This is a genomic window from Flavobacteriales bacterium (assembly GCA_021296215.1).
GTDB lineage: Bacteria > Bacteroidota > Bacteroidia > Flavobacteriales > ECT2AJA-044 > ECT2AJA-044.
Genome location: JAGWBA010000007.1, coordinates 39,604 through 52,145, shown reverse-complemented (window position 1 = coordinate 52,145; position 12,542 = coordinate 39,604). Strand labels below are relative to the sequence as shown.

The 12,542-nt window shown below is 48.9% G+C and carries 14 protein-coding genes and 2 pseudogenes; 10 read left to right on the top strand and 6 right to left on the bottom strand.

The annotated features are described in order from the left end of the window. Window positions 1-104 precede the first annotated feature (104 nt). From J4F31_02235 to J4F31_02220, 4 genes are read left to right on the top strand one after another with little or no spacing between them, the layout of a single operon-like run. On the top strand, window positions 105-620 hold the full coding sequence (locus J4F31_02235) for a hypothetical protein (protein ID MCE2495394.1): 516 nt from the start codon (window positions 105-107) through the stop codon (window positions 618-620). Between the two features lie 9 nt (window positions 621-629). After that, window positions 630-1,796 (top strand): ATP-grasp domain-containing protein, encoded by a 1,167-nt coding sequence (locus J4F31_02230; GenBank protein MCE2495393.1) that lies wholly within the window; start codon window positions 630-632, stop codon window positions 1,794-1,796. 13 nt (window positions 1,797-1,809) lie between these two features. Then, complete coding sequence (locus tag J4F31_02225) at window positions 1,810-2,754, top strand: glycosyltransferase family 2 protein (protein ID MCE2495392.1); 945 nt, start codon at window positions 1,810-1,812, stop codon at window positions 2,752-2,754. Next, a complete protein-coding gene (locus J4F31_02220) occupies window positions 2,751-3,779 on the top strand; it encodes a hypothetical protein (GenBank protein MCE2495391.1) in 1,029 nt (342 codons plus the stop codon). Before J4F31_02225 ends, J4F31_02220 begins: the two co-directional genes overlap by 4 nt. 3 nt (window positions 3,780-3,782) lie before the next feature. On the opposite strand, the gene J4F31_02215 is transcribed toward J4F31_02220, so the two are convergent. The 5 genes from J4F31_02215 to J4F31_02195 are packed head-to-tail and all read right to left on the bottom strand — an operon-like array spanning window position 3,783 to window position 7,594. Beyond that, entirely contained in the window at window positions 3,783-4,154 is a 372-nt protein-coding gene (locus tag J4F31_02215; GenBank protein MCE2495390.1) for a hypothetical protein, read from the bottom strand. Between the two features lie 30 nt (window positions 4,155-4,184). Then, entirely contained in the window at window positions 4,185-4,655 is a 471-nt protein-coding gene (locus J4F31_02210; protein ID MCE2495389.1) for a hydrogenase maturation protease, read from the bottom strand. Beyond that, window positions 4,648-5,379, bottom strand: coding sequence for a Ni/Fe-hydrogenase, b-type cytochrome subunit (gene cybH / locus J4F31_02205; GenBank protein ID MCE2495388.1), 732 nt, complete (start codon window positions 5,377-5,379; stop codon window positions 4,648-4,650). The genes J4F31_02210 and cybH overlap by 8 nt, the downstream gene beginning before the upstream one ends. Window positions 5,380-5,381: 2 nt before the next feature. Further along, a complete protein-coding gene (locus tag J4F31_02200) occupies window positions 5,382-7,103 on the bottom strand; it encodes a nickel-dependent hydrogenase large subunit (GenBank protein ID MCE2495387.1) in 1,722 nt (573 codons plus the stop codon). A gap of 11 nt (window positions 7,104-7,114) precedes the next feature. Further along, complete coding sequence (locus J4F31_02195; GenBank protein ID MCE2495386.1) at window positions 7,115-7,594, bottom strand: hypothetical protein; 480 nt, start codon at window positions 7,592-7,594, stop codon at window positions 7,115-7,117. Here J4F31_02195 and J4F31_02190 point away from each other — a divergent pair. From J4F31_02190 to J4F31_02175, 4 genes and pseudogenes are all read left to right on the top strand, one after another. Further along, window positions 7,569-7,685, top strand: a complete 117-nt coding sequence (locus tag J4F31_02190) for a hypothetical protein (GenBank protein MCE2495385.1) — start codon at window positions 7,569-7,571, stop codon at window positions 7,683-7,685. The two genes, J4F31_02195 and J4F31_02190, sit on opposite strands and share 26 nt — an antisense overlap. A 36-nt stretch (window positions 7,686-7,721) precedes the next feature. Beyond that, a complete protein-coding gene (locus J4F31_02185) occupies window positions 7,722-8,072 on the top strand; it encodes a hypothetical protein (GenBank protein ID MCE2495384.1) in 351 nt (116 codons plus the stop codon). Between the two features lie 28 nt (window positions 8,073-8,100). Next, window positions 8,101-9,116 (top strand): annotated as a pseudogene (gene hypE, locus J4F31_02180) (hydrogenase expression/formation protein HypE). 84 nt (window positions 9,117-9,200) lie between these two features. After that, window positions 9,201-9,458 carry a hypothetical protein gene (locus tag J4F31_02175; protein ID MCE2495383.1) on the top strand — a complete coding sequence of 86 codons (258 nt, stop codon included), beginning with the start codon at window positions 9,201-9,203 and terminating at the stop codon, window positions 9,456-9,458. A 12-nt stretch (window positions 9,459-9,470) separates the two neighbouring features. On the opposite strand, the gene J4F31_02170 is transcribed toward J4F31_02175, so the two are convergent. Next, on the bottom strand, window positions 9,471-10,844 hold the full coding sequence (locus tag J4F31_02170) for a transglutaminase domain-containing protein (GenBank protein ID MCE2495382.1): 1,374 nt from the start codon (window positions 10,842-10,844) through the stop codon (window positions 9,471-9,473). A gap of 419 nt (window positions 10,845-11,263) precedes the next feature. Here J4F31_02170 and J4F31_02165 point away from each other — a divergent pair, with 419 nt between their 5' ends. Together J4F31_02165 and J4F31_02160 are read left to right on the top strand one after the other, a co-directional pair. After that, window positions 11,264-11,560 carry a helix-turn-helix transcriptional regulator gene (locus tag J4F31_02165; GenBank protein MCE2495381.1) on the top strand — a complete coding sequence of 99 codons (297 nt, stop codon included), beginning with the start codon at window positions 11,264-11,266 and terminating at the stop codon, window positions 11,558-11,560. Beyond that, window positions 11,557-12,537, top strand: a pseudogene (locus tag J4F31_02160) (virulence RhuM family protein). Before J4F31_02165 ends, J4F31_02160 begins: the two are co-directional and overlap by 4 nt. Window positions 12,538-12,542: the final 5 nt, after the last annotated feature.

Sequence of the window (12,542 nt, the reverse complement as noted above, 5' to 3'; positions counted from 1 at the left end):
TCGTCAGTAGTAGACGTCTTTATAGTTTATATGTATTAAATCGCACGTTCACTTGCGATTTAATACAGTACCTTTTTTTAGTTTAGCACCAAACCCATTACCTCATGAAAAGAATCTTACTCTTTGCCTTGACTTTAATAACAACGGCAACAATGGCCCAGACGAATGCTCGCGGAGATGAGCGTCCTGCTATCGACCGACTTTTTGACTTTTACGATGGAAAGGATAGTATTCTCGTTAAGAATGACAACGGGCAAATTTGGGTGACGTTACATCGGCAGTATAATATGGAAGGCTTGCCCTTATCCATGACCGCTGAAATTGCTTCTGAGAATATTCCAGCGCTGTCAGAGATCGTGGTCGACCTTTATCACAAAAGAATCTCGGAAGGATTTGAAGCGGAAATGACCCATCCGTACACCGAAAAGATGCTACAACGAGAAATGATGGATGGTTGGACGATTGAAGTCTCTATGCAGCGGGGATCTGAGCACTTTGTCGTCAAGGGGCAACGCGATTGGGCGGAGCCAACGTCCATGATGTCGATTTACCAAATTCACATCTCATTCATCGATTGGGAGTGCCGCAGCGGAGAGCGTGTGGCAGAGTTCGATTTTTAATTCGGCGCCTTGAAAGTAGCTATTCTCGGGGCGAGTTATTTGCAGCGCCCTCTTGTTGAGCGAGCCAAAGAGCTCGGTCATACTACCTCTGTTTTTGCTTGGCGCGAGGGAAGTGTAGTTGACGATATTGCGGATCACTACTATCCGGTTTCCATTTTAGATAAGGAAGAGATTCTTCGCATTTGTCGTGAAATGGAGATCGATGGAATTGTTACTATCGCAACGGATATTGCCATGATGTCGGTCAACTATGTGGCGGCAGAATTGGGTTTGATTGGCAATTCCGTGGCGAGCACTTTAATCTCTACCGATAAATTCGAAATGCGGAAGGCTTTGCAGGCCGCCGATATCCCATGCCCACGATTTTACTTTTTTGAGCGCCCTGATTTCGATGGACAGCGACACATCATCGATTTTCCGGTAATCGTGAAACCAACGGACCGATCAGGGAGCCGCGGCGTTACGAAAGTGGAGAGATCGGAACAAGTCAACGATGCCATATCCAAGGCATTGACCGAGTCCATTCAAGGGCGTGTAATACTCGAGGAGTTCATCGAAGGGCGCGAATTTAGCGTAGAAACCATCTCCTACCGGGGAAAGCATATTCCATTGGCCATAACGGATAAAGAAACGACAGGGGCGCCATACTTTGTAGAAACGGCTCACCACCAGCCTGCAGATATCTCCCGGGAGGTAGAGGAAAAAATATTTACGGCTACCCTGCAAACGCTTGATGTCTTGGGAATAGAGAACGGGGCTGGCCACACCGAAGTGTTTTTAACTGACAACGGTGAAGTGCGAGTGGTTGAAGCTGCGGGCCGGATGGGCGGCGAATTCATCGGTTCTCACATGGTTCGCCTATCGACCGGATACGATTTCATAGGTAACGTCATTAAAGTGGCATTGGGACAGGAACCCGACCCGGCCCCTGGTCACTATAAGGCATTTTCCGGGGTGTACTACGTGTTGCCTGAACCTGGACGTATTAGTCGAATTGAAGACCGTGGCGAACAGTATCCTGAGGTGGTTGAAACCGTTCGGATCAAGGGCGTGGGAGAGATCGCACCCGTGCTCCTTGACGGTGCAGGAAAACGATCCGGGCTATTCGTATACCGTTCCGACCATCGTTGGCGCATTGACGATCCGGGCTCAATACTTAGTTTTGTAACTGAATAGGTAAATTGCCGAAATGAATTCGAGTAGCCCCGTATATTCAGTTGTAATTCCAGTGTATAATAGCGTTCAGTCGCTTGAAAAGCTCTGCGGCCGATTGGAGGCTGTGTTTTCGAGCATGGGAGACTCTTTTGAGATCGTTTTTGTCGATGATTGCAGTCCAAATAGAGAAACCTGGCCAAAGCTCGAGGATCTGTGCAATAGAGATTACGTGCGGGCCGTAAGGTTTAGCCGGAACTTTGGGCAACAACCCGCGACCATTTGTGGACTCGAAAAAGCGCGGGGCTCGTGGGTGATCACCATGGATGATGATGGACAGCACGCTCCCGAAGACATACCAAAACTGCTCCGTCAAAAGCAGCATGATGTGGTGATCGGCGAGCTGCGTGAAAAGAAGCACAACCTAAGAAAGCGCATTTTGAGTCGTATCAAAGGTCGTTTCGATCGCATTATTCTCGATAAGCCCAGAGATTTAAAGCTCTCTGCCTTTCGTTTGATCAACCGCAACACGGTTGATGGGATGTTGAAGCTTAAGGAAACACCGTACCCCTTTATTCCGGCCATGATGTTCTACGTAACCAAGGATGTCGTTGGCGTATCCGTTGATCACTTCGAACGAACTGAGGGCACTACAGGCTACACTTTCCGGAGTATGCTGCGGCTTTTCCAGAATCTCTTGATCAATAACTCAAGTCTTCTATTGCGTTACATCGGAAACCTCGGTGTGAGCATTGCGGCATTGAGCTTTTTATTTTCCGCCTACCTCGTATTTCGCAAGCTATTCATGGATATTGTGGCTCCCGGTTGGACTTCCGTGATGGTGACCGTGTTGTTCATCGGCGGACTCATACTCTTTAGTCTGGGCGTTATAGGGGAATACCTCATTCGCATCATCAATACCGTGGAACGCCGTCCTATTTACCTGATTCGCGATGAAAGGGGCAATACGGACGAGGCATGAAGCACGTGTTGCTCACCGGTATGGCTCGATCGGGCACCACCTTGCTCGATAAATACCTGGGGAATCACCCCGATGGAGCGATCGCTTCACAGCCTTTGCCCTTGTTTTTTATAAAGCTCAAGAAGGCGTTTTACGCTTCCATTGGGCATCCTGAAGGCTATTACGTCCTCAGTCATTTATTCGGCGAATCGCGATACACCCCGCAAGACTTGTCCGCGTTCTTACTGGCGTTCAAATGTCCGGAAGAAATGTTGAAGAAGGTTTTCGCGAATACTTCCAATTACGGTGGGCAGTACAGGAAATACGAGAATCCAGATGCATTGGCAGCCGAATTGCAGGGGCATTCTCCGGCCCGCACCCTGGAGCTTTTATTGACCAAGATATTCCCAGGTGCTTATAAATTTCGGGGATTAAAGGAGATCTACGTTGAGGAATTCGTTCCGTACTTCCTAGCGGAAGGATGGTCATGCGCCGTCGTTGTTCGCGACCCTCGAGACGTGTTGGCATCAATGAATAAAGGGCAGGGGAGTGCGTACACCGGAACCGTAAAACCCACCCTGTTCAATATCCGCAACTGGCGAAAATCGATCCGTTTCCACTTAATGCCCGGGGTGTATGGTTTGCAATTCGAGGCATTGGTACAACGTGCCGAAAAAGAGCTGTCGGACCTTGTGCATGAGCTATCGGGCCGCGAGGCCCAGAAACACTGGATTCCCGAAACGTTGAAGGACGAATACGGAAACCCGTGGAAGGCGAACTCGTCCTTTAATTCTGAATCGTCCGAAAAGCCTACGGAAATGAGGAAACTTCGGCCCGAACAAACGAGCTTTATAGAGGCCTATTCATACGACGAAATGTTGCAATTGGGCTATTGGCCCGAGCAAATTACGAGGCGTCCAAATTCGATCGACGATCTTCCTCTGAACGATCCGTTCGAGGTCAATGACGAGCGACTCAGTGCTTTATACAGCAATACAGAGCGGGAACGCGAGCGCGAATGGACTGAGATGGCAGGCCGAGGCTAGGACTTACTCCTTGCTTTTCTTCCTCATTTTATCGAGTAATGCGCCTGTCGACTGTTTCGTGACTTCCTTGTATTTAATGAAGTCTTCTTTACTCAAGAGCGACTGAACCTTTGAGTCTTTTTCGCCCATGAGCTTGTTCATTTGCTCCATTGTACCGCTTTCGACGATCTTGTCGGCAGCCTTGAAGAACTCATTGTGGATGTCGGTCATTTTGGCGACCTGTTCATCGGACATATCGATCTTGGAGGCCAGCTGCTCCATGAGCATGTCGGTTTGTTTTCCGGGGTCGATTCCCATGCTGTTCATTGAGGGTATTTGGGCGAATAGGGCAGTAGAAGCCAGTGCTAAGGTGAGGGTAAGGAATAATTTCTTCATGGTTGGTATACTTTAGAGTGAGTAAGATACTCAAAACGTTCGATCTTTTGCGAGGGAAAGTTCGACCTTGTGTATGGCTTGCTCGATCTTAGGGAAGGTGTTCGCAATGGTTTCGCTGAGCTCAAGGCTTAATCCGGCGTAATCCTTTACCGATACGGCAATAAGGAACATGTTGGGCAATTGATCGATCAGGGTGAGGGAAGTGATGAGGTCTTTGAGCCCAATTTCGTGGGTGCTCATGGTCGATGGGAAATCGCGGTATCCGCTGGGCTTGATGAGCCTAACGGTACCTTCGGGACGATCGTCCAAGGTGGCATCGATCAAGATCACGGGGTCGTGCTCAATTAAGTGCTCCATGAGGTGGAATCCGCCTGTACCGCCGCCGAGGAAGTCGAATTGCGGGAACAATCCGCTTTTCTCGAGATGGGCTACAGCTTGGCAACCCACGCCTTCATCGCCCATGAGTGAATTCCCGACCCCGAGAATCAATCCTTTACTCATGGTTACAATCTTCTTTTTCGAGGCAGTCTTCCTCAATGAATTTCCATCCACCTCCCATACTCGAGATTTCCCCGTGTCCTTCTACGTAGTCGTGGTAGAACACCAAGTAAACGTGGATAATGATGAAGATCACGAAGGCCCACATGGCCACGTGGTGAACTTGCCGGGTTATTATATCACCTCCGAGTACGCCCGTTACCCAATCCAACAACTGTGGAAACCACGAAGGACTCATACTGCTGTACAAGGCAAAACCAGTCAATACCATCAAGAGCATCAATACAAATAGCATGAAGTAGGAGAAGCCCGCCAGAGCATTGTGGTCTATAGCGAAGTGTTGTTTGTTCTTTTTTAGCAGAACGTCCATCTGGATCACCTTCACCAGATCTTTCCAAAAAGCCTTGTTCATGCTGATGAAATTCTCCCACCTCTCGTATTTGTTGCCCGCGAACATCCAATACATCCTAAAGGCGAATCCGACCGTAAAAATGTAGGCCGATGCGAAGTGAATGAATCGGACCGTTCCGAACCAGTAGCCAAAGCTAGCTTCTTGCCCTTGCTGAATAGCGGGCGGATTCGCCATAATCAAACCAGTGACGATCAACACAATGATCGCCGGTGCATTGATCCAATGGAAGAATCGAATGGGCAAGGAAAAAACATATACCCTGCGCATGACCTTGTGGTCCAACTCTGCTTTCTGTGCGGCTCTAGCTCCTCTCATGATCAGAATATTTCGAGTTCGTGGTCGTATTCATTTCCCTGATCGTCGTACAAATGCACTGCACAGGCCATACAAGGATCGAAGCTGTGCAGCGTTCGGAATATCTCGACCGGTTGCTCCGGATCGGCAACCGGAGTGCCTAATAAGGCCTCTTCGTACGAGGAACGTTGGCCAGCGGGGTCCCGGGGCGATGAATTCCAAGTTGAAGGAACTACGAGCCGGTAGTTCTTGATCTTTTGATCTTCGATCACGATCCAGTGTGCCAGTGCTCCAAGGGGGGCTTCCATGAGGCCAACGCCTTTTGCTTCTGCCGGCCAGGTGTCCTTCTCGAACTTCTCGGTGTTCGCCATGCGCTCATCGCCGTTCTTGATGTTCGAAAAGAGGTTGCCCATGAATTCGAGCCCCCAATCCGCGGTCAATTTCGTTTCGATCACACGCGCAGCTGTTCTGCCAAGTGTTGAGAACAAGGCTGTAGCCGGCACGTCCAATTTTGCAAGTACCGCATTTACATTTTCGACGAATTCCTCTTTTCCACTGGCATAGCCTACCAGCACGCGGCTCAATGGCCCAACTTCCATAGGTTTTCCTTTCCACTGAGGAGTTTTGACCCAGCTGTATTTTCCGTCGACATTCAAGTGCTCGTAAGGAGGCTTGGGTCCGGTGTAATTCATAGTGGATTCACCTTCCCATGGGAACTTGCCGACCTCGTCGCCATCAGAGTAACTGTACCGGCTGTGTTTGATGAATTCTTGAATTTCGTCGTGGTCGCGCGCATCGACCTCGTGGACTTTGCTCAGGTCGCGGTCTAAAATTATACCACGAGGAAACTTAAAGCTACTTACATCACCATACCCTCGGGTAGGGAGGTCACCGTACGCGAGGTAGTTGGATAGCCCGCCGCCGATTCCACCCAAATCAAGGTAATAGGGAGCAACGGCCAAAATGTCGGGGATGTATACGTTGTTGACGAATTCTTTTGCCTCTACCAGCAACTGACGCACGTATGCAAGTCTTTCGGCATTTAAGGCGTTGGCCTCGTTGGTGTTTATTGCGAAGGCCATGCCTCCGACCAAGTAGTTCGGGTGTGGATTCTTTCCTCCAAAAATGGCGTGGATCTTCACGATCTCTTTTTGCCATTCAAGGGCTTCGAGGTAATGAGCAACTCCGATGAGGTTGATCTCCGGCGGAAGTTTATAGGCGGGGTGTCCCCAATAGCCATTCGCGAAAATCCCCAATTGGCCGCTGTTCACGAATGTTTGTAGGCGCTTTTGAACATCACTGAAGTATCCCGGACTCGACTTTGAGTGATTTGAGATGCTCTGTTGAATCTCCCTCGTCATCTTCGAATCGGTTTTAAGTGCGCTAACCACGTCGACCCGGTCCAAGGCATGTAAATGGTAGAAGTGGATCACGTGATCCTGCATGTATTGGGCAGTTTCCATGATATTCCGCACCAATTCGGCATTTGGTGGAATCACTATTCCCGGGGCGTCTTCAACCGCTCGGCACGACGTCAGCGAATGCACCGTAGTACAAACACCGCATACTCGGCCTACGAAGACCCAGGCGTCTCGTGGATCTCGGCCCTTGAGGATCTCTTCAAGCAGCGGAACCATGGTTCCGGAACTGTACGCGTCTACTACTTTACCGTCCTTTATTTCAACTTTGACCCGTAGGTGACCATCGATACGGGTTACTGGGTCTATGGCTAATCGTTCTGACATGGCCTGAGTTTTTATTTATTATCGCCTTCCAACCTTCCGTCGTCGACGGTGTCTTTGATGATCATTGCCTTTTGAATGTTCGTGGCTATGGCGTGAGTCAAGACGCCGGCTCCAACCGCAGCTCCGGCTATGGCACCGATCTTATCGGCATTGCTTTCAATTCCAAATCCCGGGAAGCTGCTTATTCGCTCGTAGAATGGCCCATTGTCCCAGAAATTATCTTCATTACAACCGATGCATCCGTGTCCTGATTGAATAGGGAAACTAACCCCGTTATTCCACTGCATAACCCCGCAGGCATTGTAGGTTACCGGACCTCTACAGCCGAGCTTGTATAAGCAGTAGCCCTTTTTAGCATTTTCATCGTCGAAGCACGTATTGGTTCCGCCCGCTATGGAGGCCATTTTAGGGGCAGCAGATAATAAGATACAGGGGTTTTTAACGGCCGGACACGTATGCACGATCATGGGCACCGATGAGTATCTGCTCATCGCGAAGAAATTCAACGCACCTATCGAGATCTCGGGTTTTGAACCCGTAGACCTGCTCCGCGGTATCTTAGAGCTCGTTAAAATGCTCTAAGCGGGTCAGTCATCGGTCGAAAACGCCTACGCTCGCGTGGTTCGATTAAATGGTAATCCCGAAGGGCAGGCTATTCTCGATGAGGTTTACGAGCGTATTGACAAGGAGTGGCGCGGAATAGGATCCATCATAAAAAGGGGCTTGGGTATCGCCCCGAAATACGCACGGTACGATGCCGAAGAAAGACTCTCCCTCACTGAAGAGGAAAGCACGGGAAGCAATGGTTGCATCGCCGGGGAAGTCTTACGCGGAAATAGAAAACCGCTCGATTGCCCCTTCTTCGGGAAAGGCTGTACTCCTTTGAACCCCATGGGCACCCCCATGGTCAGTAGCGAAGGAGCTTGTGCCGCCTACTATAACTACCACAGCGAAGAAAGCCATGTCTAGCCATCTACGTTTTTCACTTAACTGCCCGTTGCCCGAACTCAATTTCGACACCATCACCCTCGGCCACGGAAGTGGCGGCTTATTGACCAATCGGCTGCTCGATTCCGGCGTGTTCCGCATTTTCGACAACGAACAACTGCAACAGCGTCACGACGGGGTTTTACTGCCTACGGCAGGAAAGGTGGCTTTTACCACCGATAGTTTCGTTGTGAGCCCGCTATTTTTTCCTGGCGGCAACATTGGTGACCCGGCCGTTCACGGCACGGTGAACGATTTGGCCAGGTGTGGCACTCGTCCTCAGTATTTGTCCTTGGCGTTCATTCTTGAAGAAGGCCTCCCGCTGGCCGATTTTTGGGAGACATTGCTCACCATCGACAATGCCGCTGAAAAGGCTGGGGTTCAGGTGGTCACGGGTGATACCAAGGTCGTTGATCGGGGTACGGGCGATGGGATCTTTATAAATACCACCGGTATAGGTGAGGTGTTGCGCGGAGCCGATATCGATCACCGTAGAATAGAGGATGGCGACGCTATCATCGTAAGCCACAGCATTGCCCATCATGGAATGGATATTATGTTAAAACGTGAAGGTTTGGAATTCGACGCGGAGATCGAAAGTGACTCGCGAGCCGTTCATCGCGCCGTTGAGGCGCTGATCGGTAAACTGGGGAATGATGTAAAGCTCTTGCCCCAACCCGTGGAGGGGTGGCAACGGTGCTGAATGAGATCGCCGGACAGGTGCGGTTGGGGATTGACCTGGATCATGCTGTTATTCCGGTCGATGACGTGGTCAAGAGTGCCTGTGAGGTCCTCGGACTCGATCCGCTGTACGTGGCGAATGAAGGGGTTTTCATTGCGGTTGTTTCGGCCGATCGGGTCGATTAGGCTTTGGAATTATTGCGTCAACGGCCCGAAACTTCGAGGGTCGCTCACATTGGGGTGTTTACCGACGAGCATCCCGGCAAGGTGATCATGAGCAGTGGAATAGGGGGGCGACGAGTGATCAATATGTTGGCCGGGGAGCAGTTGCCGAGGACTTGCTAAACGGGTTCGGCAGCACCATCTGTTGTACTCGGATTGAATTTTCTATATCTTCATATCTGTATTGACCCTTAAACCGCTCTCACTATGAAACGAGTTTTATTTACCCGAGCCTTTACTTTGGCCGTATTCGCATTGGGCTTTTTAACAACCATTGCCCTGGCTTCGTGCGGGGGTGGAGCATCTGAAAGTAATGCCGAAGAAGACGCTACGGAAGAAATGATGGATGCCGAAGATTCTTCGGAATCGGCTCATGAACATCCGGCCGGTGAACATCCATCGGGAGATATGGATGGCGATTCTGAAGACGAAATGGAGGAAGCCGACGACGAATCCGATAGGTAAGATCGACGGAAACTATTGTTTAGCTCCGGTTTGAGATTCCCTTTTACGCGTAAAGGTGAAGGTTGTTTCGACCTGTTGCTTACGCCCCTCCATTTCAAAGATGGGGTACGCGAGGAAGAGGATTTTTCCGTCTATAGGAGCGGGGTTCACCACGAGATCACGCCCGTGAGAGAATTCAATGCGATTGGCCGGATGATGGCCGAAATAATAGGTTGCCAGCGCCGTGTACTTATTGGCTTCGCTAATGTCGACGGGCCACCATTTACCCTCGGCATAGAACTCTGCCCAACAGTGGTAGCCGTTGACGCCACCATCGTTGCGGTCACTGGGTATGGCTGCTCCTATGGCAAACCGAGCCGGGATTCCGACTGAGCGGGCCAAAGAGATGAAGAGCGAATGGAACTCCGTGCAGTTGCCCGACTTGGCGTCGCAGGCGAAATTGGCGTCTCCGGTTCCGTAGGTGCCTTGTTTGGCATAACGCATATTGTCTATGATGTAATCGTACAGCGCACGTGCTTTTACCAAGTTATTTTGACCTCTCTCATCGGCCAGGACCGAGTCGGCAATAGCAGCGAATCGTCCGCCCGTAGGCAATAAGGCCGACGATCCTAAATAATTATCAGCGTCATCGCTCGCATCGGAATAGGCCGTTTTTTCACGACGCACGACATCGTAATCGAGTCGAAGCTCCTTGCCGCTGTCGCTCGGTCCAAATTCAAAGTAGAAGATGGCGTTACCGTACCTTTGGTCTTCGATTTCCATATAATTTCCGGTGAGCTTAGAATGAGTTAGAGTAACCTTTTGCCAGCGGTCCGTTTTTGGCACGGGGATCCACATGCGGGCCGATTCCTTGGTCTCGGGGAGCACGACTGAGTACTGAAAAGTAAACTGGTCTTCACCTTCGATTACTCCAAGCAAGTCATTGCTGGCACCTTTTACCGGCACTTGTCCCCAGGTTTTATCTGCTTTTTGTCTCCAGGTATAGAAAGGTTTTCCGTTGAGTTTGTGCACTGTGGTTTGAGTGACTTCCATGTTTCCGGGTTCGCCTTTCAAAAAGAAATCGACATCGTACACATCTCCGGTACTATCCGCAAGGTCCACGCATGCAAAGAACTCACCGGGGCTTAATACGGACAAGTACTCGGTGTGGACGCGTACGAGGTGCATATCGAGATCGAGCGTGTCGTCCTGTAGGTGAAATAAACCGTCGCCGGCCTCTGTTTGCGCGGCAATGTATTTGCGAATGCCCGCTTCGACGTCGGCGATGGTGGTTTTAACGGGCCGAACTTTTTCAATCTTCTCCGCGTTCTTTTGGCCTGTAGGGCCACATGCGACCAAGCCAATAACCAACGATAAAGCTAAAAGACCTGTAGCCCGGTAGTTCATAGACATTATTTTCCGATACACCTCATAGTGGGTTTTTATGAGGCCTCAACACGCTTGTAGTCTAAGATTTAGCGTCTAAAAGTGCGCAACAAACCAGCAGCAGGTGCCAATTTTGGCGTTTTGTAGCGCAACACATAAGCAACACCAAAGAACGGTAAAACGAAGATAATTCTTTTTTGTAAATGATTGGTTTTGGTGATCGATTTTAGATCGGGGAGGGGTGCTCAGGTTCTGTGTAGGGATAGCAGAATTTGGTTTTTTTACATGAACTCACAAGGGATTAGTTCCAACTATTCTAAAATTTCGAATAGCTCGATTTTCAGACTGGAGGCTTTTTATTGATTCTTTTAGATTTCAATGGTTGAATTAAGTTCAAATGGGTTAGATTTGGTGAATTACTGACAAGTCTCATTATGTATATGGAGAGCTTATTTGGAAATATGGTGCGGGCGTTGAGAAAGGATAGCGGTTTGATGCAACGAGAAGTGGCAGCTTTCTTGGAAATCGACTCACCCATGTTGAGTAATATAGAGCGGGGAGAGCGTAAAGCACGAAGAGAGTGGATTCCAAAGTTTGCTGAATTATTTAAAGCAGATGAAGACCGGTTGCTCACAGCTTGGCTTGCCGACAAAGTACAAGAGCTGATCCAAGGCGAGAATGTTGCTAAGGATACTATCAAAGTTGTCGCAAAAAATATGGGTTTATCGTTGAAATGAGGGAGAACCAACTCGAAATATTTAAAACAGAAAATGATCAAATCATTGTCCAGGTAAGATTTGATAATGACACGGTTTGGCTAAGTCAAAAGCAGATGTCGGAGCTTTTGATAAGGACTCTGATACGATTGGTCTTCATTTGAAAAATATCTTTTCCGACCAGGAGCTTGATGAAAATTCAACTACCGAGCTTTTCTCGGTAGTTCAGAAGGAGGGGAAGAGGAATGTGAAAAGAAACATCAGGCATTACAACCTAGACGCCATAATTTCAGTTGGTTACAGGGTGAATTCAAAACGTGGTACTCAATTCAGACAGTGGGCCACTCAACGCCTAAAAGACTATCTGATTGAGGGCGTAGCTATCAACGAAAGACGATTAGCCCAAAAGAACAAAGAAATTCAGGTGCTCCACGATGGAATTCGGATTTTAAGCAGAGTCATTGAAGAACAAGCCTCTGATAATAAAAGCTTTGCCTGGTTGCAACAATTCAGCATAGGCTTGCAGCTGCTCGATGACTACGATCATGAGCGCTTAGATGATAAAGGTCTAAACACCAAGCAGGCTAGTTATCCTGATTTAGAGGCCTATATAGTTTTAGTGAATCAAATGCGAGAAGAATTTCACTCGGATGTTTTTGGTAAGGAAAAGGACGGTGGATTTTCCAGTGCAATAAATCAAATACGGCAGGGCTTTGGTGATCAGTGTGTATCCCACCATTGAAGAGAAGGCGGCCATGCTCCTATACCTCATTGTTAAGAACCACGTATTTGTAGATGGCAACAAGCGTATTGCTGCCGCTTGCTTTTTATTGTTTTTAGAAGAAAACGACTTGCTGCACATTAATAACGGCCAGACGATCATTAGCAATGAGGCATTGGCTAGCTTGACCTTGTTTGTGGCCGCCGGTAAGGCCGATGAAATGGAAACCGTTAAAAGGTTATTAGTGAGTGTTTTAAATAGAAAAATGAAACTATAAATATT